We start from the raw sequence: 26424 nt of genomic DNA, 5'->3' as shown, positions 1-26424 counted from the left end.
TTCAACGCGCTCACATGAACAGATGTTCCCCGGCGTTCTCGCCGCCGAGCACCACGTAGTTCACCTTGCGCAGGTCCGCCAGCGAGCGTCCGCCGGCGTAGGACACCGAGCTCTGCAGGTCTTCCTCCATCTCGCGCAGCGTATCGGCCAGGCGGCCCTTGACGGGCTCCAGGATGCGCTTGCCCTCGACGTGCTTGTACTCGCCCTTGTTGAAGTCGGACGCGGAGCCGTAGTACTCCTTGTAGCGCTTGCCGTCGACCTCCACCGTGTTGCCGGGCGACTCCTCGTGGCCCGCGAACAGCGAGCCGACCATCACCATCGCCGCGCCGAAGCGCACGCTCTTGGCGATGTCGCCGTGATGGCGGATGCCGCCGTCGGCAATGATGGGCTTGGTGGCGACGCGGGCGCACCACTTCAGCGCCGAGAGTTGCCAGCCGCCTGTGCCAAAGCCGGTCTTGAGCCGCGTGATGCAGACCTTGCCCGGGCCGATGCCGACCTTGGTCGCGTCGGCGCCCCAGTTCTCGAGGTCGATGACGCCTTCAGGGGTGCCGACGTTGCCGGCGATCACGAAGGTGTCGGGGAGCTTGTGCTTGATGTGCGCGATCATGCGCTGCACCGAGTCGGCATGGCCGTGGGCGATGTCGATGGTGATGTAGTCCGCGCCGAGGCCCTCGGCGGCGAGGCGGTCGATCAACGCGTAATCGGCGTCCTTCACGCCGGCGCTCAGAGACACCATCAGGCCCTTGTCGCGCATCGTGCGGGCGAAGGCGACGGCGTCCAGGTCGAAGCGGTGCATCACGTAGAAGTAGCCGTTGGCGGCCAGCCATTCGGTGATGGACTCGTCGACGACCGTCTTCATGTTGGCCGGCACCACCGGGAGCTTGAAGCGCCGCGGGCCGAAGTCGATGGAGGTGTCGCATTCGCTGCGGCTGGTCACGCGGCACTTGCGCGGCAGCAGCAGGATGTTGTCGTAGTCAAAGATTTCCATGGTCCAAAGTCGCAATGTCGGGCAGCGTTGATGCAGTGCTTGCCCTGGGCTGCGAGCGCTTGACTTGGAACCCGGCCATGAAAAACCGGGTCCCAAAATTTGGGCCCGGTGGCTCATTCTACGCATCCTCTCGACGCATCGCCTGCCGCGCTGCGGTGCAGCATGCACGGATCGGGGGCTTTCGCGCACAGTTCGCTAAACTTCGCCCCCTTGGCCCTTCAACGGGCGACATCACCAGTCAAGCCTCATGCATTCCGTCGTCATCAGCGGTACCGGTCTCTACCAGCCGCCGCACGTCATCACCAACGCCGAACTGGTGGAGGCCTTCAACCGTTACGTGGACCTGCAGAACACCGAGCACGCCGAGGCGATCGCCGCGGGCACGCGCGCGGCGCTGGTGCATTCGAGCGTCGAGTTCATCGAGAAGGCGTCGGGCATCAAGCAGCGCTACGTGATCGAGAAGGACGGGGTGCTGGATCCGACGCGCATGTATCCGCGCTTCGAGGAACGCGCCGATGACCAGCTCTCGCTGATGGCGGAGATCGCGGTGGACGCGGCGCGCCAGGCGCTGGCCGCGGCGGGTCGCAAGCCCGAGGACGTGGACGCGGTGTTCTGCTCGGCGGCGAACATGCAGCGCGCGTACCCGGCGATGGCCGTGGAGATCCAGCAGGCGCTGGGCGCGGGCGGCTACGGCTTCGACATGAACGTGGCGTGCTCGTCGGCGACCTTCGCGCTGGAGCAGGCCTACAACGCGGTGCGCTCGGGCGCGTCCAAGTGCGTGCTGATCGTGAATCCGGAGATCACCTCGGCGCATCTGGAATGGAAGGACCGCGACTGCCACTTCATCTTCGGCGACGTGTGCACCGCGATCGTGGTCGAGCGCGCGGACCTGGCGGTGGCGGCGGAGCAGTGGGAGATCCTGGGCACGAAGCTGGCGACGCAGTTCTCCAACAACATCCGCAACAACTTCGGCTTCATGAACAAGGCCGAGGACAGCGATCCGGACGCGCGCGACAAGACCTTCCGCCAGGAAGGCCGCAAGGTGTTCAAGGAAGTGGTGCCGATTGCCGCGGCGCACATCGAGAACCACCTGGCCGCGCTGCACATCCAGCCGACGGACGTGAGCCGGTACTGGCTGCACCAGGCGAATCTGGGCATGAACCAGCTGGTGATCAAGAAGCTGGTCGGTGGCGAGGCCGGCGCGGAGATCGCGCCGCTGATCCTGGACACGTATGCCAACACGGCGTCGGCCGGATCGGTGATCGCCTTCCACGAGCATCGCGCGAATCTGAAGCAGGGCGACCTGGGCGTGATCTGCTCGTTCGGCGCCGGTTATTCCGTCGGCAGCGTGATCGTCAAGAAGCGCTGAAGCCGTCAAGGCCCCCTCGCCCGCGAAGCGGGAGAGGGCGGGGGGTGAGGGCCAGTGGCCGATGCAGGACGTTCAGCCTCCCGCGCCAACTGCTCCCTCGCGAGCGTGATCTCATCGCGGTCCAGCCGATCGACATCGAAGCGGAACTCGCGCGCCTGCTTGTCGCAGCTCAGCGAGGGATGTCCGAAGTTGCCGCCGCGATAGGAGCCGCCACGTCGCGACAGCGCGCCGATCAAGGCCTGCACATCCTTGGGCAGCGGCGGCACCTCGGCCACCGTGGCACCGTACTGCGCGCGGGCGATCGTGGCCGCGAAGAAGCGCAGATGCAACGGGAACTCGGACTTCGCCACCTGGATCGCGATGCCTTTGCAGACGGACAAGGCCGCGGCGTCCTTCGTATCCGGGCAGGCGCGGTCGACCGAATTCGCCAGGACCAGCTCCAGCCGCATCGGCTCAAGCTTGAGCAGCACGGCGCTGGCCTGCTGCTGATTCGCGAATCCCATCTGAGCCAGGCGCCGCGTGATGAGCTCATCACCGGTGCGCATCTGCGTTGCGTTGGCCGCGACGGCGCGCCGCAGGTGCCGGAGCGCTTCCGTCGAATCGCCGCTGTGCTGCGCTTCCAGCAGATAGGCCACGAGATTGCCCGGATCCATCGAGGTCCAGCGGGCGGCCGGAACGCGCATGCAGACGGCGTCGCGGCCGAAGTCGCAGCGGCTCGCCGCGATTCCGACGATGCCTGGATCGTGACTGGCCTCGGCGATCGCGGCCACGCGCGTCCAGTCGTCGCGCAGCATCGCGCGCATCAGCTGCCCGAGCTCGTCGCTCGCGCCGTCCAACTGCTTGGCGAAGGCCTCGAGCTGACGTCCCAGCGGCGAATGCTTCTGGGCCAGCCGCTCCATGACGACGTCAGGACCATCCAGGGTCTGCTCGGGCAGCGGCGTGTCGTCGCCGCAGATCGTGTCGCGGCGCTCGTTCTTGACGATCGGTGGCGCGTGGGCCGAGGTGCTCTCGGTGCCCGTCCCCGCGGCGGTCCGCTGTCGCTCCTCGGCGTCGCCGACTGAAGCATCGGATGCGGCGCTGCCCGCGATGTGCCAGGGCCAGTCTGATGAGCCGGCGGTGGCTGACGCCGGGGAATTGCCGGCGGATGCGGCGCCGGAAGGCAAGGAGTCGCTCGTCGACGCAGAGCCCCCGAGCCAGGCTCGCCCAATGGTGAAAATCGCGATCGCAGCGACCAGGCTGACCGCCACGGCGAGCGCCACTCGCCGCGGGCGGTGGCGGCGCGGGTTCGTCATGTCGCCCGTCCCGCTGTCGGTCGTGCGAGCAGTTGCTTGAGCCATTGCATGGCTTCTCTCCCTCCATGTGTCGGCCGGCGCATCGAGGCCCGCGCTTCAGCGGCGGCCTGGGGCCGCTCAACCGTAGATCGCCTCGAGCTTGCGCCCGACCAGCGTGGCGCGCGTGAGCGCGAGCAGGCGTGAGATTTCCTCGGCTAGCGCCAATCGCTCCTCGTCATCGATCGTGATCGTGGCGGCGAGCGCCTCATGCGCCGCCAGGAAGTCCACCCGCATCGCCGTCGGCGGGTGGCTGGCATCGGCGCGCCATGACTCGTTGCGCGAGGTGGTGCGATAGCTCGCGAACTCGGCCGCGTCGACAGCCCGCGCTGCGTCGGCGATCCGCGCGTCGATGGCGTCGTCGGGCGTGGTCAGCGCATGCACGCGGATCGCGGCGTCCACGACCTCGTGCAGGTACAGCTTCTCGAGCGCGGCGCGCATCGCCGCCGAGCCCACGACCGTCGCGGCCAGCAGGTCCGCGAGGTACTCCGCGCGTTGCGATTCCCGCATCACCAGCCACAACATGCCGCGCGCCCAGGCGAAGAGCAGCTCGGACAGACCGAGCATCGCGAACTCCAGCGGCAAGGCCAGCAGCGACACGATCGGCCCGCCGGCCGATCCACGGCCCAGGTCGCCCAGCGCCAGCGGCCGCACCGCGGTGCCCCAGGTGGCCAGCAGGTGAATGGCCTGTCCGAGGAACTGACCGCGCAGCGGATCGCCGTTGGCGCCATGCGAGAGCTCATGGGCGAGGATCGCGGCCAGCTCCTCCGGCGTCAGGATCGCCAGCAACGGACTGCCCAGCTCGACATGCCGGCGGCGGCGCCAGCCGGCCGCCCGGTAGTTGGCGGTGAAGTCGGCGCAGATCGCGAGTCCATCCGGAGGCGGGACGCCGAGCGCGCGCGCCACGCGGTCGCTCAGCGCGTGCAGCGCCGGGAATCGCGCGCGGTCCAGCGGCTGGTCCGGTTCCCGCGCCAGGCGCGGACGCGCGGCCACGCACAGCAGCAACAGCGTCACGCCGGCCAGCGGGATGAACAGGTTGGACCACGGCCTGGCCAGCAGCACCAGGCCCAGGATGCCAGCCAGCAGCCCGACGCCGTGCACGCCGAGCGCCAGGACGTAGGCCACCAGCAGCGGGGCGGTCAGCGCGGGGCGGCGTCGGCGCGCGACCGTCAAGCCATGGCGCATGACCTCCTCGAAGAGATGCCGGCTCTGGCGCTCACCGAGCGCGCGACGCACGCGCTCCCAGCGGCCGAAGGCGCCGGCGGCCGACGCGCCGCTCACCGCCCGCTCGCCTCGATCCGGATCTCATCGCCGCGGCAGGTGCCGCCGCCGCTGCCGCCAGGCCGGTCGCCCAGCAGGTCCTTCAGCGATCCGCCCGCGCGGTAATCCCGCGGCAGCTTCACCTGGATCTCCGTCAGGTACTGGCCCGAGCACATCAGCTTGACGCTGTCCCGATAGGCCTCCGACCCAGTCTCGGCCTGCAGCTTGTCGTAGAACGCGCGCCGCGAGATCGTCCCGCCGATGTTCTGACGGATGTACCGGCCCACGCCCGAGTCGTTGAACTGCTTCACCAGGTCGACCGCGCGGCGGAAGTACGCGTCCGGCGGCATCGACTGGCAGGTGCCGTGCTTGCGCCATTCGTGCTCGCCGAAGTCCTTCTCGTAGAGGAAGTTGGGCATCCACGGCCCGATGTAGGCGATCGTCTCGCGCGACAGCGTCATCGGCGCGTTGCTGCAGTTGCCATAGCTGATGCCGCATTGCTGACGGTTGGGCCACAGCCCGTGCAGCGTCAGGTTGCTCACCTTGAGCTTGCCGCTCTCCATCGCCTCGCACTCCGGCTTGCCGCGCTTGCCGCCCGCCGTCCACTCGCAGAAGCCGGGCTGCCACGACATCGCCAGCACGAAGCTGTCGTATTGGTCGGCGGTCTTGCACATGCCGCCGCCGCTCATCGACGGCGCGTCCGAGCCGTTGCGGGCATTCGAGCGGTCGCCGAAGGAGGGCGCGGCCGCGGACGTGGAACCGCCGCCGGCGTTGCCGCAGTCGTTGGGGACCCAGCGCTCGGGTGGCCGCGCGCCCGGGACCTGCACCCGCGTCCAGCCCTCGGCATGCGATTCGAGGATGGTGTAGCCCGTGCCCGGCGACAGCTTCGAGGCGTCGGGATTGGTGCCCTTGCGGAAGGACTGCAGCGCGTCGCAGGCGCGCGACGCGGTGAAGGTGCCGCTCGCAGGCGCGGCCCAGGCCGCCGGCAATGCCAGGCACGAGAAGAACGAGAAGACGAAGGCCGTCACGGCGAAGCGAAAGCGCATTTCAGAATCCGATCGAAATACCAAGTCCCAGCACCCAGTCCGCGGTCTGCTTCGTCAGTCCGCGATTGATGGAGGCGTCCAGTTGCACGCGGCGGTCGACCAGCCAGGTCACGCCGGTGCCCGCCGAGATGCTGCGTCCGCCGTTGCGTGTCGACGCCAGCTGATCGCCGGCGATCTCCGCGTAGCCCTTCCACTGCTCGGCGATCGGCCAGCCGATCGACGCGCCGAGGATGCCGCCGATGAAGTGCCCGCCGTCTTCGCGGCGGTCGCGATACAGCCCGCCGATCAGCCCCGCGGACCAGTCGCGAGGCAGGTCCCATTCGGCCGTCAGCCGCAGCGAGGGCCGCCAGCCCTGGCCGCGGAACGCGGCCGACCCGCTGTCCATGTCCGCGTGCAGCAGCCAGGCCAGCCCCGGCTTGTTCGTGTTGGCGTCGCCGTCCTGCACATGCCACTTCACGCCCAGCGCCGTGTCGGCCCAGCCGCTCGCGCGCACCGTGCCGCTGGCGTCACTTGCGCGCAGCCGCTGGTAGCCGTCGGTCTCGACGCGGAACTCCCAGTCCTGCGCGAAGCCGAAACGCAGCAGCGTCGGCGTCGACCACAGCCGGCTGCGCACGCCGTCGCTCTTGTCGCGCTGATACCCGAGCCCGGTCTCCAGCAGCGCGCGGCCCTGGCCGACCGTGCTGCTCGACTCGACGATGCCGGGCTGGTCCGGTTCGATGGCGTCCTTGCCGTCATCGGCCGCGTGGGCCGTGGACATCGACGTCGCCATCAGGACGCCGATCAGCATGGGGGCGAGCGCGATCCGCATGCTCACTGTCCGCCGCTGCGCTCGCCGCCCATCCACCAGGACGGCGGCACGCCCGAGGCGCCGGTCGCCGGTCCGGACGCCGCGTCCGACGCGGGCAGCGGCGGCGGCATCGGGCCGATCGTCTTCCAGCCGGCGTCACCGGCGAACTCGCTGTAGACCCAGTCGGGTCCATAGGGCCCTTGCTCCTGGACCAGCCCGCCATCCTTGGGCGGCTCGATCTCCGAGGGCTGGATGCCCTTGAGCGCGACCTGCATGTACTCGATCCAGGCCGGCAGCGCGATGCCGCCGCCGGACTCGCCCGCGCCCAGGCTGCGCGGCTGGTCGTAGCCGATCCACACCACCGTCGCCACGCGCCGCTGGAAGCCCGCGAACCACGCGTCCACCGCGTCGTTGGTCGTGCCGGTCTTGCCGTACAGGTCGTAGCGCTTGAGCGACGCGCTGGCCTTGTAGGCGGTGCCGCGGATCGCCACCTCTCTCAGCAGCGAGCCGGTGATGAACGCGTTGCGCTCGCTGATGGCGCGGCGGTCCTCGGTGAGCTTCTCCGGCTCGGCCTGGAACAGCACCTGGTTCTGCGCGTCCACGATCTTCGTCACCAGCAGCGGCTTGAGCAGGTAGCCGCCGTTGGCGAAGACCGAATAGGCACTGGCCATCTGCAGCGGCGTCACCGAGCCCGACCCCAGCGCCAGCGTGAGGTTCTCGGGCTGCTTGTCGACGTCGATGCCGAACTTGCCGGCCCAGGCGCGGCCGCGGCCCGGCGTGAGCTGCTCCAGCACGCGGATGGTGACCATGTTCTTGGACTTGGCCAGCGCCTGGCGCAGCGTCATCGGGCCGTCGAAGTTGCCGTCGGAGTTGCGCGGATTCCAGTCGCCCACCGAGATCGGCGCGTCGTCGACCAGCGTCGCCGGGCCGGCGCCGCTGTCCATCGCCGCCGAGTAGATGAAGGGCTTGAAGCTCGAACCCGGCTGACGCCAGGCCTGCGTGGCGTGGTTGAACTGGTTGCGGTTGAAGTCGAAACCGCCCACCAGCGCCAGGATCTTGCCGCTGTCGGGTTCGACGGAGACCAGCGCGCCCTCGGCCTCAGGCGACTGCGTCACCGCCCAGGCGCCCTTGGGGAACTCCTTGGTCGGGTTGCCGCGCAGCACGCGGATGATCGAGCCGCGCTGGATGCGCAGGTCGGCCTTGGCCTTGGGCGCGAGCGCCGATTGCACCGAGCGCAGGCCTTCGCCCTTGATCTCGATGTCATCGCCGTCGGACAGGCTGGCGAGGATCTTGTTGGACGCGACCTGCGTCACGACCGCGGTGCGCAGGTCGTCGTTGTCAGGGTGCTCGGTGAAGACCTGCGCGATGGCCGCGTCCTGATCCTGGCCGTCCATGCCGTCGGGCAGATCCACGTCGCCTTCCGGACCGCGCCAGGCCTTGCGGCGCTCGTAATCCATCAGTGTGCGGCGCAGGGCCTTGTACGCGGCGACCTGGTCGTCCATGCGCAGCGTGGTGGTGACGCGCAGGCCGCGGTTGTAGGCCTCCTCGCCGTACTGCGCGTGCACGACCTGGCGGACCATCTCGGCGGCGTACTGGCCCCAGGGCAGGCGCTGGTCCTGCGCGCTGCGCAGCTTGACGGGCTCCTCGCGGGCCTGCTGCGCCTGCTCGGGCGTGATCATGCCCACGTCCACCATGCGCATCAGCACCGTGGACTGGCGCCGCTGGGCGAGCTTGAGGTTGGTGATCGGATTGGCGCGGTAGGGGCTCTGCGGCAGGCCCGCGAGCATGGCGGTCTCGGCGATCGTCAGGTCCTTGAGCGACTTGGCGAAGTAGGCCTGCGCCGCCGCCTCGAAGCCGTAGGCCCGCTGACCCAGGTAGATCTGGTTCATGTAGACCTCCAGGATCTTGTCCTTGGAGAGCTGGCTCTCGATCTTGAAGGCCAGCAGGATCTCGACGAACTTGCGGGTGTAGAGCTTCTTCTTGGTCAGGTAGAGGTCGCGCGCGAGCTGCTGCGTGATCGTGGACGCGCCCTGGCTGCGCGACGAGGAGAACAGGTTGACCCAGAACGCCCGCATCATCCCCGGGACGTAGACGCCCTGATGCTCGTAGAAGTTGGTGTCCTCGACCGCCAGCAGCGCCTGCTGCATCTGCTTGGGGATCTGGTCCAGCGGCAGGTAGCTGCGGCGCTCGGCCCCGTACTCGGCCAGCAGCTGGCCGTCCTCGGTGTAGACCCGCAGCGGCTGCTTGGGGTTGTAGTCGGTGAGGCGGTCCAGGTCGGGCAGGCCCGGCCAGATCACCGCCGCCGCGCCCGCCACGAGCAGGGCCACGGCGAGCACCCCGGCGCCGGACCACACGGCGATGCGCTTCCAGGTCGGCAGCGAGCGCAGCGAGGCGCGCATCGGCGCGGTGCGGCGCCACAGCGCCTGGAAGAAGCGGGCCACGGCCGTGGCGACGTTGCGGGCGAGTTGGGCGATCGGCTGCATGCGGGGCGCACGAGTTCAGGTCGGCGGATTATCGTCAGACGGCGCGTCCTGTCTCGGCCCGCGCGCTGACGGCAACAAACCGCACACAGTCGACACACGAACCGTGTACGGGACCCACCCCCAACGGGGGGCGAGGCCGCCGTTTGGCAGGCGACGTGCCTGACCCGCGCGGTTCGCCCCTGCGGGGGACGCTTAGCCGATCCGCAAGTCCAGCGTCAGGAAGACGAGCGCGTTCAGGGCGAAGTGCAGCGCGATGGCAGCCTCGATGCGGGCGCTCAGCGTGTACATCAGGCCGTAGCCCAGCCCCGCCAGCAGCGCCAGCGCGACATAGGCCGGTCCACCGGCCGCGTGCGCGAGGCCGAACAGCACGGCGGCCAGCAGCACCGGCAGCCAGCCGTTCATCGTCCGCAGGTCGGTGCCGTGCCGGCGCGCCAGCAGCCCCTGGATCACGCCCCGGAAAGCGACTTCCTCGGCCACGCAGGTCAGGAAGAGGTTGGCGGCGAGGAAGACCGCGGCGTTCTCGGGCCAGCGCAGCGTGGGACGGCCGACGCCGGTGGCGACCGCGATGGCCCAGGGCAGGGCGAGCGTGGCTGCCGCCACCGCCCACGGCGCCCAGCGCGGCAGACCGGAGGCGGGCAGGGGCAGCGGCTCGGTGCCCGCACGGGGACTCGCGACGGCGGGATCGGGATCCCGGCGCTGTCGCGCCGCCAGCACCACCAGCAGCAGCAAGCCGGCCACGCCCTTGTCGAAGTTCAGGTATCTCAGCGTCGGCCCGCGGGCGTCGGAGGTCGACGCGAGGTAGGTCGGGTTCAGGAAACCGGGCAGCAAGTGCAGCGACAGCGCCAGGCCGATGACGAACATCAGGCCCATCAGGACGGCCTCGCGGCGCGGGCGCTGGCGGGCCTCGAGCGCCATCCAGGCCAGGCCGGCCAGCGCGGCGATCGGGACCATCGCGGCGACGGTCAGCTGCCCGTGGATCAGGCCTGCGGTCATCGCCAGGATCAGCAGGGACAACCACGGCCAGGGCGCGCGTACTGGCGCCAGCGCGGCCAGCATGGCCAGGCCCAGCAGCAGGTGGCTGAGCGGGATCGGGGACAGCAGCGGAAGCGTCATCGTGCGAGTGGGGTGGATCACCCTCGTGCGGGGGCGCCCGATGGGGTGGCCGCCAGGGCGCCGAAGTATCCATGAGGCTGAGGTATCGTGCCGCCCCATGCATGAGATGACTTTCTACTGGCACGACTACGAGACCTTCGGACGCGTGCCGCGCCGCGATCGCCCGGCGCAGTTCGCCGGCATCCGCACCGATGCCGAGCTGAACGAGATCGGCGATCCGCTGATGGTGTACTGCCAGCCGCCCACCGATTCGCTGCCCGATCCCGAGTCCTGCCTGCTGACCGGCATCCTGCCGCAGACCTGCGCCGAGCAAGGCCTGCCCGAACATCGCTTCGCCGCCGAGATCCACGCCGAGCTGTCCCGTCCGGGCACCGTCGGCCTGGGCTACAACACGATCCGCTTCGACGACGAGGTCACGCGCTTCCTGTTCTGGCGCAATCTGATCGACCCGTATGGCCGGGAATGGCAGAACGACTGCGGCCGCTGGGACCTCCTGGACGTCGTGCGCTGCGCCTACGCGCTGCGGCCCGAGGGCATCGAGTGGCCGAAGCACGAGGACGGCCGGCCCTCGTTCAAGCTGGAGCACCTGACCGCCGCGAACGGGCTGGCGCACGAGGCGGCGCACGATGCGCTGTCCGACGTCCGGGCCACGATCGCGCTGGCGCGGCTGATCAAGGAAAAGCAGGCGAGGTTGTGGGATTTCTGCCTGAAGCTGCGCCGCAAGGACGCCGTCTGGGCCGAGATCGGCATGAACCGGCCGTTCCTGCACGTGTCGGGCATGTACGGGCCGGACCGCGGCTGCATCGCGCTGGTGTGGCCGCTGGCGCCGCACCCGACCAACAAGAACGAGCTGATCGTCTGGGACCTGGCCTTCGATCCGGCCGAGCTGCTGACGCTGGACGCCGACGCGATCCGGCTGCGGATGTACACGAAGCAGGAAGCGCTGCCCGAGGGCGTCACGCGGCTGCCGATCAAGACGATCCACGTGAACAAGTCGCCGATCGTGATCGCCTCGCTCAAGATCCTGTCGCCGGAGATGGCGCAGCGCTGGGGCATGGACATCGAGCAGGGCCTGGCGCATGCGCGCACGTTGGCCGCGCGCGGTGGGGACATGGGCCGGACCTGGCCGCAGGTGTTCCAGCGTCCGGCGGGCGAGGGCGGCGTCGACGTGGACGAGGACCTGTACGGCGGGTTCGTGTCCAACGAGGACCGGCGCACGCTGGAGCGCTTGCGTGGACTGGCGCCGCAGGCGCTGGCGGACCGCGTCGCACAGGGCAAGGCGGCGTTCGAGGACGCCCGGCTGGAGGAGATCCTCTTCCGATACCGTGCCCGGAACTTCCCGGAGACGCTCAGCGGGGAGGAGCAGGCGCGTTGGGAGCATCACCGCGCCGTGCGGCTGCACGAGGGCGCCGGCGGCGCGCAGACGCTCGAGGCCTTCTTCGAGCGCATCGACACGCTGGCGCAGACGGCGGAGGAGTCGGAAGACGAACGCGCCGGGGAGATCCTGTCGGCGCTTTACGAATGGGCAGAGCACATCGCGCCCCCACCGCCGTGACTTCGCGCTGAACGGGCAGCCCTTGAACCCGGTGCTCCCCGGGGTTCCAAGTCCCGATCAAAACAGGTACACCGTCATCCATACGCCAGGAGACGACATGCAATCCCAACACGACGCCGCCGACCCGATCGCCGCCCGCATGCGGGCCATGCTGGTGAGGGCGCCCCTGGCCGTGGCCTTCGTGGCCGCGGGCCGCTTCGAGGTGGTCAGCGAACAGTTCAACCACCTCTTCGGGCACGGGGACGACACCGACCTGAGCGGCACCGACCAGCGCTCGGCCGTCGTCTCCGACGCCTCGCACCAGGCCCTGCAGGCCCGCATGGGCACCGCCTTCGGCGCGGGACGCCCGCTGGACGAGGAAATCGAGTTCGTCCGCCGCGACGGCTCGCGCTTCTGGGGGCGGCTCCAGGCCACCCCGGTGCACTGGGAACAGCCCGCCGGCGAGGCGATGTGGATCGTCGACGACGTCACCGCCGCCCGGCAGCTACGACTGCAGCCGACCTGGTCGGCCAAGCATGACGACGTCACCGAACTGGCCAACCGCCGGGAAATGGAGCGCCGCCTGGCCGAACACGTCGGCAGCCGCCGCCATGAGCCGGTGTCGGTGCTGTTCGTGGACATCGACAAGTTCACCGAGATCGTCCAGGGCATGGGCGCGGAGGTCGCGGACCACTTCCTGTACGGGCTGGGCCAGATGCTGATCACCAAGGTGCGGGCCTCCGACACCGTCGCGCGGCTGGAAAACGACCATTTCGTCGTCCTGCTGCCGGACTGCGACCAGCATTACGCGCAGATCGTGGCCGAGAAGATCCGCTCCTCGATCGCCAGCTACCGGCTGCGCTGGGGCCTGCATCGGGCCCGCGTGAAGGCCAGCCTGGGCGTGGTGCAGCTGCAGCCCTCGCTGGATACCGTCGACGCGGTGCTCGGCGCCGGCCAGCTCGCCTGCACCGAGGCCAAGGCCTCCGGCGGCGACAGCGTCCGGGTGTTCATCTCCAGCGGCAGCTTCGAGGAACTGGCGGGCGCCTGATCCGCCTCCTCCGGCCAAGCCGGGCCGGTCCGCCAGAGCTGGTTCGGCCCAAGTCGCCTGATTTGTGCGATTAACGGATCATTGATCAAAAGAAAAGCCGGAAAAATCCATTTCTTTTCTAAAGATCGGCCGGCAAGTGCCGATGACGGCGGTATGTCCGGTCGCTTGAGGCCGGGATACTGGAAAGAAGCCCATGTCCGTCAGCCTGTCGACCGCCTTGTCCGGGATCTCCGCCGCCAATGAACGGCTGCGCGCCTCCGCGAACAACATCGCCAATGTGTCGACGCCCGGTTATCGCCGCGAGCGCATCGAGGCCGAGACCGCCGCCGACGGCAATGGCGTGACGACCAAGGTCGAGAAGGTGCCCACCCCGGGCGAGGACCTCGCCACCGACGTCGTCGAACAGAAGTCGGCCACCTACGCGTACGTCGCCAACCTGCGCGTGCTGCAGACCCAGATCCGGGCCGAGGGCGCGCTGCTCGACATCCACGTCTGAGCAAGCGCACTTTCCAATGACAAACGGCCGCTTTCGAGCGGCCGTTGTCATTTCCGCATGCCTGTGCGGATGCCCGTGAATCAGGGCCTGAGCTCGAACAGCGACGACCCGTCGCCGTTGTCCTTCACGCGCTGGACCTGGGGCGTGTCCTTCAGGTGGGCGAGGGCGCCGTTGCCCGACACGAACTGCATCGTCACGCCCGGGACCGGCCGGATGCGCCAGGACGGCGCGGCCACCGCGGCGCTCAGCGAGGGCTGCGACGCCAGGAAGTGCGCCACGGCCTCGCGCGTCTCATCGGGCGCGTCCACCACGACCTTGTCCGCGGCCAGCGCCGGGAAATGGCCGCCGCCGTAGGCGCGGTAGTTGTTCGTCACGACGAGGAACTCCGCGCGCTCATCCAGCGCCTGACCGCGCCAGGTGAGGTTCACCACGCGGTGCGCATCGCCGGAGCCCTGGCGTTGACCGTCCTTGTCGAAACGCGCCGGCTGGGTCAGGTCCAGCTCATAACGCAGCGCGTTGTCCGGGCCCAGCATCATGTCGAAGTTGAAGCTGGGGTAGCCGGTGTCGACGACGTCCTGACGCGCCGGCCCTTGCGGATCGATGCGGCGGAACTGGCCGGCGGACATCTCCAGCCAGTCGCGCACCTGCGCGCCGGTCAGCTTCACGACCTTGACGGTGTTCGGATAGACGTACAGGTCGGCCACATGCTTGATCGCGACGGGGCCGGCGGGGATGTCGGTGTACTGCGTCCAGCCCTGGCGGCCGCCGGACTTGAAGGGCGCGGCGGCGCTGAGCATTGGCAGCTTCTCCAGCGCCGTGCCCTGGACCGCCCTGAGCGCGTAGGCCAGTTGCGCCTGCGCGACCAGCCGGACCGCGTTGCCGTCCAGCACCTGCGAGAAGTAGCTGTGGATGGGCTGGTCGGCCACCGCGACCTGGCTGCGGACGTAGTCCAGCGTGGCCTGGTGCTCCTGGGCGATGACGACGGCGGGCATCGGGTCGGCGTCGGCGAGCGGCTTGCGCGTCGCGCGGTCGAAGATCGGGCGCAGGCTGGCGCGGCTGTGCGAGACCTTCCAGCGCTGGCCGGGCGCGGTCTTGCCGGTCGAGCTCAGGGTCAGGTCGACGATGCCCAGGTGATCGCCCCAGCGGCCGGGCATGACCGCGGGCGTGCCGAAGAGCTGGCCCTTGGCGAGGTCGACCCCGGGATAACCGGCGAAGCCGGGACCGGGGAACTCGGTGTGCGCATGGCCGAGCAGCAGCACGTCCACGCCCTTCACCCGGGCGAGCTGGGCGGCCATGTTCTCCGAGAGACGGGGTAGCTCGGTCTTGTCGATGCCGGTGTGGGCGATGACGACGACCAGGTCGGCGCCGCGGCGGCGCAGCGCGGTGACCTGCTCGGTGGCGGCCTCGACCATGTCGCGGACCTGCACCTTGCCGGCGAGGTTCTGGCGGTCCCATTCCAGGATCTGGGGCGGCGTCACGCCGACCACGCCGATCTTCAAGGTGTGCGCCTGGCCGGTCTCGTCGCGCATCGCGCGTTCAAGGAGCACGCTAGGCGTGAACGCGTGGCGGTGGCCGTCGGCCTCCATCACGTTGGCGTTCAGGTAGGGGAAATTCGCGCCGGCGATGGCCTGGCGCAGGAAGGGCAGGCCGTAGTTGAACTCGTGGTTGCCGAGGTTGGCGGCGTCCACGTCGAGCAGGTTCAGGATCTTGTAGGCGGGGTGGACGTCACCGGCGGCCAGCGGCTTGACGCGGGCCACGACGTCGCCCAGCGGGTTGCCCTGCAGCAGGTCGCCGTTGTCGAAGAGCAGGCTGTTGGGCGACTCGGCGCGGGCGCGGTGGATCAGGGTGATCGTCTTGGCCAGGCCGAACTCCTGGGCCGGACGGTCCTGGTAGTAGTCGTAGTTCAGCAGGTTCATGTGGATGTCGCTGGTCTCCAGCACGCGGAGCTTGAGCTCCGCGGCGGACAGCGGCATCGACACGAGCGACAGGGCCGAGCCGGCGATCAGGCCGAGCGCGGCCAGCGCATGACGGGCGCGCATGCCGGTCAGGCCCAGTCGGTGCCGGCGACGAGGACGGCGAGCGCGCGCTGGAAGCCGTCGGCGTCGATGGCGTCGAAGCGGGCGGGCTCGGGGCTGTCGAGGTCGAAGACGGCGCGCAGCGTGCCGTCGGTGACGACGGGCAGGACGAGCTCGGAGCGGGAGGCGGCGTCGCAGGCGATGTGGCCGGGGAAGGCGTGGACGTCCTCGACGAGCTGGACCTCGCGGGTGCGGGCGCAGGCGCCGCACACGCCGCGGCTGAAGGCGATGCGCACGCAGGCGACCTTGCCCTGGAACGGGCCGAGGACGAGTTCCTCGGGGTTGGCGGGGTGGACGAGGTAGAAGCCGGCCCAGTTCAGCGTCGGGACGGCGTTGAAGACGAGGGCGGCGAACTGCGCGAGGTTGGCGATGCGGTCGCGCTCGCCGTGCATCAGGGCCTGCGTCTGGGCGACGAGGGTGTCATAGGAGGCGCGCTTGGCCTCGGGGCTGGCCATGTCCAGCATCGGGGTGGGTTCGAAGCTCATGGGGCGGGATTGTGGCGGAGGTCACGCACGGCTGCTTCGCGGCGCGGCGAGAATGCGCCCGCTTCAAGGGAGATCACAAGATGAAGAACCTGTCTTGGTCCGCAGCACTTCTGCTGGGCCTGCTGGCAATGAGCCCCGCGGATGCGGCCGACACCGCCACCGCCGCGACCAGCGAGGCGCGCTCGAGCTCCCCGCTGCTCGCCCCCAACGAGCAGGTCGGCTGGGTGACGCAGGCCGAGTGGTCGCGGCGCTGGTGGGAGTGGGCCTTCTCGTTCGACGATGACTTCAGCCCCGTCGCCGATCGCACCGGCGCCCAGTGCGGCAACCGCCAATCGGGCGACGTCTTCTTCCTCGCCGGCACCTACGGCACCGCGCGGACCGTGCGCACCTGCCGGGTCCCGGCAGAGAAGTACCTGTTCTTCCCGCTGGTCAACATGCTCCACATGGCGGTCGGCCGCGGCGCGGCGCGCACCTGCGCGGACGTGACCCGCGATGCCGGTCGAGACACCGACAACGCGCAGTTGCTGGTGCTCGAGATCGACGGCGTGCGCCAGGACGGCCTGCAACGCCATCGGCAGCCCAGCCCGGAGTGTTTCAACCCGTATGCGCGCAACCCCCACGGCTGGCGCGTCTTCCCGGCGGCCGCCAACGGCTATTACGTGATGCTCAAGCCGCTGCCGCGCGGCCGGCACACGATCAACTTTGGCGGGGCGCTCTCGGACATGTCCCAGGCCGTCAGCTACACGCTGATCGTCGAGTGATCGTCCTGCACGTCCGGTGATCGCGCGCAGACCTCATCCCCACAACATCGGCTTGTTGACCATCAGGTAGAAGACCACGAGCACGCCGGCGAAGGCCGGGTAGCCCAGGCCTTCCCACCACCGGGCGTAGCGCCAGTACAGCGCGGGCAGCGGCTGCCCGCTCGCCAGCGCGGCATCCGCCATCCGCGACAGCTGGATCTGCAGCCACACCACCGGCAGCCAGCATGCGCCGATCACCACGTACAGCCCGATCGACAGCGCCAGCCACGGCGTGTCCAGCGACCAGCCCGCCTGCGACGCCAGCCACACGCCGGTCACCGGCTGCACGATCACCGCGGGCGTCGTGAACCAGAAGTCCGCCCGCTTGACCAGCCGCGCCACCACCGCCTGCGCCGCGATCGAGCCGCTCCGGTTCGCGAAGAACAGATAGAAGGCCGAGCCGAAACCCGTCCCCGCCAGCAGCACGCTCGACACGATGTGCAGCCACTTGATCACGAGATAGCTGTTCATGGATTCCCCCTGAGGTCTCTTGGAAGTTGTTGTTGGAAGTCGCCGTTGGACGTCGTTGTTGGAGGCTCTTGGCGCCCCGGCTCAGGCCGGCGCGTCCTCGTCCAGGATCAGCAGCAGGATCGCCACCGGCAGGTTCTTGCTCAGGCAGCCCAGCGGGTCCAGCCACAGGCTCGGAAGAATCACCGTCGCGACCGCGGTCATCAGCAGCATCATCGCGCCCGCCAGCCGGTAGACCCATCGCCGATGCCAGCGCCACATGGCCGCGCCGATCAGCACGTCCGCCAGCGCCCCCGCGACGATCACCGGTTCGATCCACGCTTGCGGCGTCGACGCCGCCTCCATCAGCGCGCGGCTCTGACCGTTGACCTCGATCAGGCTGACCAGCCCGGTCATCAGCCACAGCGCGATCAGCCCGCCGCGGGCCACCCGCCGGGTCCGGCGGTGGCGGAAGTTCACAAGCCCGATGCCCATGCGGCCTCCACGAATCGTTCGACCGGCACCGCCGGACGGCCCAGCACGCGCTCGAAGGCGGAGGCATCGCCGACGTTGTCCTGCTCCAGCAGCGACAGGCTCTCGCTGCTCCAGGGCGAGCTCGACACCAGGTCGCCGAGCCGGGCGCTCCAGCGGCTGGGCGCGTCCGGCAACGGGATCACGCGCGCCGGGCCGTGGCCGAGCTGACGGCGCAGCTCGCCGATGTAGTCCGCCAGGCTCAACGCGCGCGGACCCACCGCGGTGACCACCTCCGGGCCGCCGTCCTGCAGCAGCCGCAGCACGGCCAACGCGACATCCGGCACCGCCACCGGCTGCACCTGGGCCTGGACCGCCGCGCGCGGCAGCACCAGCACCGGCAGCCGTGCCAGCGTCATGAACAGCGCCGTGCTCGCGCCGCCGCGGCCGAAGACGATGCTCGGACGCAGCACCGTGGCGTCCAGCCGGCCCTCCGCGCGCAGCCGCAGCAGCGCCTCGTCGGCGGCGCGCTTGGTGGAGGCATAACGGGTCGCGCTGCGTTCCACCCCGTTGGCCGAGATCTGGACCACCCGCGTCACGCCCGCCCGGGCGCAGGCCTCGAACAGCGCGGCCGGCGCCTGGTGGTGGATGGGCTCGAGCTTGCGACGCGGGGTGTCGCGCAGCAGGCCGACGGCGTTCACCACGGCGTCGAAGCCGGTCACCCGCGGCAGCCAGGCCTCGGGCGTCAGGCCGCGCTGGAAATCGTGGGTCCGGGAGTCGCCGGCGGTGACGGCCAGCCCGGCCTCACGCAGCGCGCGCACGACGCGCCGGCCGACGAAACCACTGGCGCCGCAGACCAGCACCGAACGCACGGCGGGACGGGGGGATTGGGGAGCGTGGTCCATGGTGCTCACTCCTTGGAAGCGGTCGGCTTGGTATAGGTCCGCGCGTCGCCGGCCGCGATGTCGCACGCGCCATCCCGGCAGGCCGAGGCGCCGGCACGGCGTTCCGCCGCGCGTCGCAGCGCGGTTTCGAGCACCAGGTGCGCCACTGGCTTGGGCACCAGGTAGCGGTAGCGGGCGACCACCGGGTAGGCGCGGTCGAACAGGAAGCGCAGGCCTGGCAGTTCGGTCACGCGCGCGACCCAGTCGAGCGCCACGCCGCGGTAGGCGAGTCGCAGCACTTCCGACCCGGTCGACAGCCGGCCGTCGGCCCGCACGCCATGGAGCATCGCCATCAGCGCCGCGCGGTCGGTGCCGGCGGGGCAGGCCGAGAAGCCCGGCTCGGCGATGTCCACGAACCGCAGCAGCCCGGCCGTGTTGCGCAGCATCAGGTTGCGCATCTCGCCGTTGCAGATCGGGCAGGCGCCATCGAAATACAGCGTCAGCGGATAGGCACCGGGATCGGGATTCAGGGTGGCGGCAGTCATCGCGTCCTCCTTGAGGTGATCGTTCGATATTTCAGTAAAGACAGAAATTCGTGTTCAAAAAAAGGGCGGCGTTCAGTTGCCGTCGCCCCGCACGAAACGCTGCACGCTGGCGCCGAGCTTGAGCACCTTCTCCAGCGTCGCCGGCGACAGCCGCATCATTTCCTCGGACCAGGCGCCCAGCGTCTGCATCAGCCGCAGGCATTCGCGCACGCGGTCCTGGGCGTCGGGGGATTCGTTCTGGAAGCCCTCGTCGGCGACCAGCTCGGAGAGCATGCGCACGGTCGGATCGAATTCGCGGTGCTTGCGTTCGCGCACGATGGTGCGCAGCAGCTCCCAGACGTCGGCGGTCGTCTCGAAGTAGTCGCGCCGGTCGCCCAGCACGTGGGTCACGCGGATCAGGTTCCAGCTCTGCAGCTCCTTCAGGCTGGTGCTGACGTTGGAGCGCGCCACCGACAGGGTCTCGGCGAGCTCCTCCGCATTCAGCGGCCGGCCGTGGAAGTAGAGCAGGGCGTGGATCTGCGCCACGGTGCGGTTGACGCCCCAGGCGCTGCCCATCTCGCCCCAGTGCAGGACGAATCGGCGAGCGGTGTCGGTGAGTTCCATGCCGCGAACTGTAGTCCGACAGAAATTTCTGTCAACACAGAAATTTTCGCATGCGAACGCGGAGCCCTTGGATGGGGAAGGCGGTAGACAGCTTGAGGCGGCGGGCCGTCCATGGACCCCCAGTCGGCACGAGTGCGGCGAGCCGAGGGAGTTTTCATACTGCTCGTTTGCCTTGAAGGGGTGTTCAGATGTTGAAGCGATCGATCGAGCCGAGCGTGAGCCGTGATCCGATCCCGGAAGCGCGACGCCGGGTGGCGGCCCGAGGGCGGCGTGACGGTGAGGACGGGATCGAGGACGGGGCCGTCGAGGACGTGGCCGACCCTCCGGCCGGCAGCGAGGAAGAGCTGGGTGGGATCGTCGTTGAAGACTCCTCCTCTGATCGCGAACGCCTGCTGGTCTGGGCCGTCGGCGCGACGGCGGTCGGTGGCGCGGCGCTGGCCGCCGCGGGGTCCGATCCCTGGCCCTCCGCGAAGGCGGGGCCGGTCTCGCCCCCTCCCGATCCGACACCTCAACCCAAGCCCGGCCCCAAACCTGAGCTCAAACCGGAGCCCAAACCTGGGCCCAAACCAGAACCCAAGCCTGAGCCCGAACCGGAACCCAAGCCGAATCCGAAGCCCGATCCGAATCCGGACCCCAAGGAGGCGCCGCTGAAGGCCCCGCGGCTCACGCTGGTGGAAGACACCGGCACGGCAGGAGACGGCATCACCCGGCTGGCCGACATCGATGTCGACACCCGCGAGCTGCGCCCGGGCGCCATGGCCGAGGTCAGCCTCGATGGGGGGCAGACCTGGACTGCCGTCCAGGATCGCATCACAGCTTCCGTTTTCGACGATCGCCCCGACGGGCATCAACGCGTGCTGGCTCGACAACGCGCACCCGATGGTGCGATCAGCGCGGAGCAGCAGCTGGAGTTCGTCCTCGATCGAACGGCTCCGGCGATCCCGCAAGTCGTTTTCCAGCCGACCACGCTGCGAGACCGCGGCACCCAACTCCGGGAGCCGGGCTACGTCGTGCTGCAGCCGTCGGAACCGGGGACGCTGAAGTGGTCGTCGTCGCAGGATGGGGTGGCGACGGAGCATCATCACCGCCACGGTGCCGTGCGCCTGCCTGAGGGCCTGCCGGCCAGCGCGGGTCAGATCTCGGCGGCGATGGTCGATGAGGCCGGCAACGAATCGCCGTGGACTCGGCTGCACGTGGAACTGACCCCACCGAACGCGCCCGGGTTGGTGGCCGAGTTGCCGGCCCACATCGATGCGCCGACGACCGATGTCGTCATGCATCGAGGGGAGCGATTGAAGGTGAAGGCGCTGGAGCCGGACGCCCGCTGGCAGTTCTCCATCGACGGCCGACCCTGGCTGCCTGGGCAGGGCGACGCCATCACGCACGAGCTGCTGTGGGAGAAGGGCATGCATGCGGTGCGGGTCATGCAGTTCGATGCCCACGGGAATGAAAGCGACGTCACCTCGAGGACCGTGGAAGTCGCAGACACCTTGCGCGTCAAGCTGCGCCACGACACCGGACGGACCAAGGCGCAACTGTCCGACCGCTTGACCTATGACGCCACGCTGGACGTGAGCGGCCTGGATCCGTTGGCGCATGCGCGCTGGGAGTACCAGATCAATGGCGGCGCGTGGGTGCCGGGAGCCGCGTCGAACGAGCTTGCCAATGCCTTGTTCAAGGACGAGGGCGCGGTGGCGGTGCAGGTCCGCGCCTTCAATTCGGCAGGGGTCGTCAACGCGGAGGCAAAGCTCGACTTCGAGATCGACAGGACGCCGCCCAAGTTGTCCGACTACCGGTTGAGCCGTGGCGACACCGGAAAACTCATTGAGGGAAAAAAGGTCAACTACAAGGGAACGGATTACGACCCGAACGACAAGAACGCGTCGTTCATCGTGGTGAATGCCGGGACGCTCGCCCTCAAATCCCTCGAGCCCAAGGCGACGTGGGATGTCGGTGTCTATCGTGACGGTGAAGTCTCGAAAAGTGGGACCACGCTTGGAGGAATGGGAGGAGGGCCCGTGCCGTACGAATGGCACCGTGGCCTGACGGACGCCGCATTGCCCAGCGAGTTGCTGAAGCCTGGTCCCAATGTGTTCAATTACGTGGTGTTCGATCGAGCGGGCAACACGGAAGGCAATCGGGATGGAATGGCCAGCGCCGGAGGCGTCATCCTCCTCGAATTCCTCTACTTCATCCCACCCGTGTCAGCCGCCTCGGTGCCGCCGTTGTGACCGGGCGTTCCCGAGTGAGCTCTCCGCCCGACGGCGCGGTCACGGTGCAGCAGGCCCCCGCCAGGTCCCGGCAGGTGACAACCAGGTGCTTGCCGGTCCTGCCAACCAGGTCTGTGCCGCTTCCGACCGCTTCACCTGCAGATCGAGGAAGGCCACGCTGACCTGTTGCGCGGCGATCAGGCCCAGCTGCTGCTCGTGGAGTTGGCGGTAGTCGGGAACCGCCGGGACGGGCGCCAGGCGCGTCGGACCTTCCTGGCCGCCCCGGCCGCCGCGCATGCCGCCGCTCCGGCGGCCCTGCGGCTGCGACTGGGCTTGATCCTCGGCGGCGCGGATGCGCTTGTTCTCGCGCTCGACGTCCTCGGCGCGAGGCTCATTCCCGGCGAAGGCCGCGTGGCGGACCTCGTTCACGCTCAGCAGCCGGCCTCGCCCCGCCGGCATCGCCGTGAACGGCGCCTGGCGCCACGCCACATCGCGCACCAGGCCCAGCACGTCGCTGTCGGCCGCGCCCGTGAGGCCGAGCACCGGGATCGACACCTCGCGATATCGCGCCGCCTCCGGTTGCGCGAACACCTGCGGGCTGATCACGATCGCGGCGATCGGCTGGATCGCGCTGGAGCGCAGCACCGAGCCATCCGCCTGGCGTTCGCCGGCCAGCGCCATCGCCATCTGCGCGCCGAGTTCATACCCGGCCACCACCGTGCGCGACCAGTCCAGCGCCCGCCACGGCGCGTTGCCCTCACGGCCCAGCCGCTGCGCCTCGGCCAGCAGTTCATCCATCCGGACGAGCCGGCGCCGCATCTGCGCGTCGGCGTAATGGCGCCGGCCCAGTTCGGTGAACTCGGCCGAGCGCGCCAGCTCCGAGGACCACGCCATCGCGTCGTCCTCCAGCGGCTGCAGCGACAGCACGGCATATCCCGCCGACGCCCAGGCGCGGCGCCAGCGGATGCCGGCGGTCTCGTTCTCGCCCAGACCGGGCAGGTAGACGATCACCGGCTGCGGCACCGGCGCGGACACGCCCGCGGCGGGCAGTGTCAGGCTCAGCCGGACGTCCTCGCCGCGCAGCCGCCAGACGACGGGCAACACCATCGCGGCGTCGTCGCGCGGCGCGTAGCCGCGAGCGTTGAAGTCGCGCTGCTGCTGCTGTTCATCGAGCCGCGCCTTGGGCGTGCCGCCACATCCCGCGAGCAGGACCGCGGCGCCCATCACCGCAGCGATGGTCCAGCGCAGTGAGCGCGCCGGCCGCGGGAACGCCATGGCGGCCGGTGTGACCGGGGCCATGGGGGAAGCGGCGCGCGCGGCCGGCTGGGTCGGATCGATCATGGGCGGCGACGCTAAGCGGACGATGTAAACCGGCGACAAGCTGGCGTTCAATGCGCCGGCGATGCCGCGACCGACAGCTCGTCGGGAATCTCCGCGTTGAAGCGCCGCAGCACATGCCGGCTCATGCCCTTGGCGAGTTCCTCCTCGCCGTAGAACACGGTGCCGAGCTGCTCCCGGCGCAGCAGCGCGGACTCTTCCTCGCCGTGGGTGCGCAGCACGATCTCGATGCCCGGGTTCAGCTGCCGCGCCGTGTCGGCCATCTGCCGCGCCTTCATCGAGTCGGGCACGGCCACCACCAGCATCGCGGCATTGGCGATGTGGGCCTGGACCAGCACCATCGGGTCGCTCGCGTCGCCGCTGACCGCCGCCATGCCTCGCTTGCGCAGCCCCTCGACGGTCTCGCGGCCCTGGTCGGCGACGACGAAGGGAATGTCGCGCTCGGTCAGCGCCTGTGCGATGCGGCGTCCCACGCGGCCGTACCCGACCAGCACCACCTGGCCTTCCAGGTACTGACGCTCGGTGGTCTGCGGCAGCTCGGCGTAGGGATCGTCGCGCGACTCGAGCTTGCGCGCGAACGAGGACCGCTCCAGCACCCAGCGCTGGATGGGCCGGATCATCGCGAACATCACCGGGTTCAGCGCGATCGAGATCAGCGCCGCGGCCAGCACGAGGTTCATGCCCGCCTTGGGCAGCAGGCCCAGCTGCAGGCCCAGTCCGGCCAGGATGAAGCTGAACTCGCCGATCTGCGCCAGGCTGGCCGACACCGTCATCGCCGTGTTCAGCGGATAACGGAACAGGATCACGATCGCCGTGGCCGCGATGGCCTTGCCCAGCATCACGATCGCCACCACGCCCAGCAGGTGCAGCGGCTGTTCCACCAGCGTCATCGGGTCGAACAGCATGCCCACCGACACGAAGAACAGCACCGAGAACGAATCCCGCAGCGGCAGCGATTCCTGCGCGGCGCGGTGGCTGTACTCGGACTCGCGCATCACCATGCCGGCGAAGAACGCGCCCAGCGCGAAGGACACGTGGAAGAGCACGCCCGCGCCGTACGCGATGCCGATCGCCACGGCGATCACCATCAGCGTGAAGAGCTCGCGCGAGCCGGTGCGCGCCACCTGCCAGAGCATCCACGGCAGCACGCGGCGGCCCACCACCAGCATCAGCACGACGAAGGCCGCCATCTGCGCCAGCGTCTCGGCGATGGTGCGCCACAGCGGGGCCTCCTCGGCGCCCGGCGTCGGATTGCCGCCCAGCACGGTGGCCAGCGGCGGCAGCAGCACCAGGATCAGCACCGTGGCGAGGTCCTCGACCACCAGCCAGCCCACCGCGATCCGGCCGTTGACCGATTCCAGCGTGCCGCGCGCCTCCAGCGCCTTGAGCAGCACCACCGTGCTCGCGCACGACAGCGTCAGCCCGAAGACCAGCGCCTGGCCGGCCGGCCAGCCCCACCACATCGCCAGGCCCATGCCCAGCAGCGTGGCCGCGCCCATCTGCACGACGGCGCCCGGCAGCGCGATGCGCTTGACCGCCATCAGGTCCTTGAGCGAGAAGTGCAGCCCGACGCCGAACATCAGCAGCATCACGCCGATCTCGGACAGCTGCGCGGCGATGCCCACATCGGCGACGAAGCCCGGCGTGGCCGGTCCGATCGCGATGCCGGCGAGCAGGTAACCCACCAGCGCCGGCAGCTTGATGCGCTCGGCGATGAATCCCAGGATCAGCGCCAGGCCGAAGCCCGCCGCCAGCGTGGAGATGAGGGAGACGTTGTGTTCCATCAGCGTGCCGCTCCCGGACCGGCGACGGCGGCGAAGGCCTCGCGGTGGCGGGGGCCCTGCGCGAACGCGCCCAGGGCGGCGGCGATCCGGCGCTCCGCGTCCGCCACGTCGGGCAGATCGGCGCCGTAGATCTCCATCCAGGTCTGGAAGACCGGATCGTTGTCATGGCGCTGGAGCAGCCGCACCGGCTGGCCCTCGCGCGCTTGTTCGAAGGCGGCCAGCGCGGCCGCGAGCTGGTCCGCGTGGACGCGGTAGTAGACGTAGAGCTCGACCGGCGGGGGCGAGCGGTCCGCAGGATGGACGGCGGGGGGCGCGGCGGCGCGCGTCGGCGGCGAGGTGGTCATTCAGGTTCTCCGATGACGTAGGGCAGGGGACGGGGGGTCAGGACGGCGCCTTGCGCGCTGCCCAGGTGCAGCGAGCCGGACTCCAACGCGGCGAGCTTGACCTCGGCCAGCAGCAGCGGACGGCCCTCCAGCCGGCCGAAGCCCGCGACCATGCCGGCCGGCTGCTCCGGATCGGCGCTGTGGAAGATCTCCTGGCCCGGCGTGGCGTCGGCGTCGCTGCCCTCCATCGCGAACAGGTGGGTGCGGCGCTTGATCGTGCCGCGGTACTGGCTGCGCGCGACGATCTCCTGACCCGGGTAGCAACCCTTCTGGAAGTTCACGCCGCCGATCAGTTCCAGGTTCAGCATCTGGGGTACGAACTGCTCGACCGTCGGCTGACGGATCCAGGCGAGCCCGGCCGTCACGTCGAGCCCCTGCCACTCCTCCGGGTCGATGACCGGCAGCGCGGGCGCCGCGGCATCCGCCGGTTGCAGCAGCAGGAAACGCGGCGTCACGCCGTCATCGGGCAGCCGCGTGGCGAACGCCTCGCGGCCATCGGCCAGGGCCAGGCGGCCCACGGTCCAGATGTCCGCGGGCGCCGCGCCGCCCAGTCGATCGACCAGCCAGTCACGCGCCTGCGCGCCCGACAGCCCCCACACGGCCCAGGCGGCGCTGTCGTCGCTGAGCTTGCACTTGGCGCGCAACACGAACATGGACAGGCGCTTGACCGTGGCGGGCAGGACGTCCGCGGGCAGCGCCAGGAGCACGGATTGCTCGTCGGGCTTGATCGCGAGCATCGTCGCCAGCAGCCGGCCCTTGGCCGAGCAGTACCCGGCGAGCCGGGCCTGGGCCGGCGTCTGCAGGGCCAGGTCTTGCGTCAGCTGCGTGTGCAGGAACTTGGCGGATTCCTCGCCCTGGGCGCGGATCACCCCCCAGTCAGCGAGACGGACGGCACCCAGCGCCGAGGACGGCACGGGCAGCGGGGCGTGGTGGAGGTCTTCGATCAT

Annotated in this window: 24 protein-coding genes; 6 read left to right on the top strand and 18 right to left on the bottom strand. The window is 69.8% G+C overall.

Annotated elements, in window-relative coordinates; genetic code table 11:
* Positions 1 to 10 precede the first annotated feature (10 nt).
* The gene (locus ACNI65_RS12090; protein WP_416763279.1) at positions 11 to 988 is read right to left on the bottom strand and encodes a GMP reductase; all 978 of its coding nucleotides are present in this window, start codon (positions 986 to 988) and stop codon (positions 11 to 13) included.
* A 247-nt stretch (positions 989 to 1235) separates the two neighbouring features.
* On the opposite strand from ACNI65_RS12090, the gene ACNI65_RS12085 reads away from it, so the two are divergent.
* Positions 1236 to 2357 carry a beta-ketoacyl-ACP synthase III gene (locus ACNI65_RS12085; RefSeq protein ID WP_416763278.1) on the top strand — a complete coding sequence of 374 codons (1122 nt, stop codon included), beginning with the start codon at positions 1236 to 1238 and terminating at the stop codon, positions 2355 to 2357.
* Between the two features lie 5 nt (positions 2358 to 2362).
* On the opposite strand, the gene ACNI65_RS12080 is transcribed toward ACNI65_RS12085, so the two are convergent.
* From ACNI65_RS12080 to ACNI65_RS12055, 6 genes are all read right to left on the bottom strand, one after another.
* Positions 2363 to 3520 (bottom strand): hypothetical protein, encoded by a 1158-nt coding sequence (locus ACNI65_RS12080; RefSeq protein WP_416763276.1) that lies wholly within the window; start codon positions 3518 to 3520, stop codon positions 2363 to 2365.
* A 246-nt stretch (positions 3521 to 3766) separates the two neighbouring features.
* Positions 3767 to 4966 (bottom strand): M48 family metalloprotease, encoded by a 1200-nt coding sequence (locus ACNI65_RS12075; RefSeq protein ID WP_416763275.1) that lies wholly within the window; start codon positions 4964 to 4966, stop codon positions 3767 to 3769.
* Positions 4963 to 5991: a ribonuclease T2 family protein gene (locus tag ACNI65_RS12070; RefSeq protein ID WP_416763273.1), complete on the bottom strand. Its 1029-nt coding sequence runs from the start codon at positions 5989 to 5991 to the stop codon at positions 4963 to 4965. Before ACNI65_RS12070 ends, ACNI65_RS12075 begins: the two co-directional genes overlap by 4 nt.
* Position 5992: 1 nt before the next feature.
* Positions 5993 to 6778 (bottom strand): transporter, encoded by a 786-nt coding sequence (locus tag ACNI65_RS12065; protein ID WP_416763272.1) that lies wholly within the window; start codon positions 6776 to 6778, stop codon positions 5993 to 5995.
* Positions 6779 to 6801: 23 nt separating this feature from the next.
* Positions 6802 to 9261 carry a penicillin-binding protein 1A gene (locus ACNI65_RS12060; RefSeq protein ID WP_416763270.1) on the bottom strand — a complete coding sequence of 820 codons (2460 nt, stop codon included), beginning with the start codon at positions 9259 to 9261 and terminating at the stop codon, positions 6802 to 6804.
* A gap of 192 nt (positions 9262 to 9453) precedes the next feature.
* Positions 9454 to 10374, bottom strand: coding sequence for a CPBP family intramembrane glutamic endopeptidase (locus ACNI65_RS12055; protein WP_416763268.1), 921 nt, complete (start codon positions 10372 to 10374; stop codon positions 9454 to 9456).
* Positions 10375 to 10471: 97 nt separating this feature from the next.
* Between ACNI65_RS12055 and sbcB the strand changes: the two genes are divergently transcribed.
* From sbcB to ACNI65_RS12040, 3 genes are all read left to right on the top strand, one after another.
* The gene (sbcB, locus tag ACNI65_RS12050; protein ID WP_416763267.1) at positions 10472 to 11929 is read left to right on the top strand and encodes an exodeoxyribonuclease I; all 1458 of its coding nucleotides are present in this window, start codon (positions 10472 to 10474) and stop codon (positions 11927 to 11929) included.
* A gap of 97 nt (positions 11930 to 12026) precedes the next feature.
* Positions 12027 to 12956, top strand: coding sequence for a GGDEF domain-containing protein (locus ACNI65_RS12045; protein ID WP_416763266.1), 930 nt, complete (start codon positions 12027 to 12029; stop codon positions 12954 to 12956).
* A gap of 193 nt (positions 12957 to 13149) precedes the next feature.
* Positions 13150 to 13452 carry a flagellar basal body protein gene (locus ACNI65_RS12040; RefSeq protein WP_416763265.1) on the top strand — a complete coding sequence of 101 codons (303 nt, stop codon included), beginning with the start codon at positions 13150 to 13152 and terminating at the stop codon, positions 13450 to 13452.
* 80 nt (positions 13453 to 13532) lie between these two features.
* Here the strand turns inward: ACNI65_RS12040 and ACNI65_RS12035 are convergent, their stop codons facing one another.
* Both ACNI65_RS12035 and ACNI65_RS12030 read right to left on the bottom strand, forming a co-directional pair.
* Positions 13533 to 15491 (bottom strand): bifunctional 2',3'-cyclic-nucleotide 2'-phosphodiesterase/3'-nucleotidase, encoded by a 1959-nt coding sequence (locus ACNI65_RS12035; protein WP_416763264.1) that lies wholly within the window; start codon positions 15489 to 15491, stop codon positions 13533 to 13535.
* Positions 15492 to 15496: 5 nt separating this feature from the next.
* Positions 15497 to 16012 (bottom strand): GAF domain-containing protein, encoded by a 516-nt coding sequence (locus tag ACNI65_RS12030; RefSeq protein WP_416763263.1) that lies wholly within the window; start codon positions 16010 to 16012, stop codon positions 15497 to 15499.
* Between the two features lie 80 nt (positions 16013 to 16092).
* Here ACNI65_RS12030 and ACNI65_RS12025 point away from each other — a divergent pair, with 80 nt between their 5' ends.
* Entirely contained in the window at positions 16093 to 16773 is a 681-nt protein-coding gene (locus tag ACNI65_RS12025; RefSeq protein WP_416763262.1) for a hypothetical protein, read from the top strand.
* 33 nt (positions 16774 to 16806) lie between these two features.
* Here the strand turns inward: ACNI65_RS12025 and ACNI65_RS12020 are convergent, their stop codons facing one another.
* The 5 genes from ACNI65_RS12020 to ACNI65_RS12000 all read right to left on the bottom strand — a co-directional run bounded on the left by ACNI65_RS12020 (position 16807) and on the right by ACNI65_RS12000 (position 19762).
* Positions 16807 to 17283: a DUF2269 family protein gene (locus tag ACNI65_RS12020; RefSeq protein ID WP_416763261.1), complete on the bottom strand. Its 477-nt coding sequence runs from the start codon at positions 17281 to 17283 to the stop codon at positions 16807 to 16809.
* Between the two features lie 81 nt (positions 17284 to 17364).
* Complete coding sequence (locus ACNI65_RS12015; RefSeq protein ID WP_416763260.1) at positions 17365 to 17754, bottom strand: DoxX-like family protein; 390 nt, start codon at positions 17752 to 17754, stop codon at positions 17365 to 17367.
* Entirely contained in the window at positions 17736 to 18635 is a 900-nt protein-coding gene (locus tag ACNI65_RS12010) for an NAD-dependent epimerase/dehydratase family protein (protein WP_416763259.1), read from the bottom strand. The genes ACNI65_RS12015 and ACNI65_RS12010 overlap by 19 nt, the downstream gene beginning before the upstream one ends.
* A 5-nt stretch (positions 18636 to 18640) precedes the next feature.
* The gene (locus ACNI65_RS12005; RefSeq protein ID WP_416763258.1) at positions 18641 to 19159 is read right to left on the bottom strand and encodes a thiol-disulfide oxidoreductase DCC family protein; all 519 of its coding nucleotides are present in this window, start codon (positions 19157 to 19159) and stop codon (positions 18641 to 18643) included.
* Between the two features lie 72 nt (positions 19160 to 19231).
* Positions 19232 to 19762, bottom strand: coding sequence for a GbsR/MarR family transcriptional regulator (locus ACNI65_RS12000; protein WP_416763257.1), 531 nt, complete (start codon positions 19760 to 19762; stop codon positions 19232 to 19234).
* Between the two features lie 188 nt (positions 19763 to 19950).
* Here ACNI65_RS12000 and ACNI65_RS11995 point away from each other — a divergent pair, with 188 nt between their 5' ends.
* Complete coding sequence (locus ACNI65_RS11995) at positions 19951 to 21993, top strand: hypothetical protein (RefSeq protein ID WP_416763256.1); 2043 nt, start codon at positions 19951 to 19953, stop codon at positions 21991 to 21993.
* 39 nt (positions 21994 to 22032) lie between these two features.
* Here the strand turns inward: ACNI65_RS11995 and ACNI65_RS11990 are convergent, their stop codons facing one another.
* From ACNI65_RS11990 to ACNI65_RS11975, 4 genes are read right to left on the bottom strand one after another with little or no spacing between them, the layout of a single operon-like run.
* Positions 22033 to 23313: an alpha/beta hydrolase family protein gene (locus tag ACNI65_RS11990; RefSeq protein ID WP_416763255.1), complete on the bottom strand. Its 1281-nt coding sequence runs from the start codon at positions 23311 to 23313 to the stop codon at positions 22033 to 22035.
* Positions 23314 to 23360: 47 nt separating this feature from the next.
* Positions 23361 to 25094 carry a YbaL family putative K(+) efflux transporter gene (gene ybaL / locus ACNI65_RS11985; protein WP_416763254.1) on the bottom strand — a complete coding sequence of 578 codons (1734 nt, stop codon included), beginning with the start codon at positions 25092 to 25094 and terminating at the stop codon, positions 23361 to 23363.
* Entirely contained in the window at positions 25094 to 25438 is a 345-nt protein-coding gene (locus ACNI65_RS11980) for a DUF4936 family protein (protein ID WP_416763253.1), read from the bottom strand. Before ACNI65_RS11980 ends, ybaL begins: the two co-directional genes overlap by 1 nt.
* On the bottom strand, positions 25435 to 26424 hold the full coding sequence (locus ACNI65_RS11975) for a YgfZ/GcvT domain-containing protein (RefSeq protein ID WP_416763252.1): 990 nt from the start codon (positions 26422 to 26424) through the stop codon (positions 25435 to 25437). The genes ACNI65_RS11980 and ACNI65_RS11975 overlap by 4 nt, the downstream gene beginning before the upstream one ends.

Source organism: Roseateles sp. So40a (genome assembly GCF_048081605.1).
GTDB lineage: Bacteria > Pseudomonadota > Gammaproteobacteria > Burkholderiales > Burkholderiaceae_C > Roseateles.
This window is presented reverse-complemented; position numbering and strand designations above follow the sequence as displayed.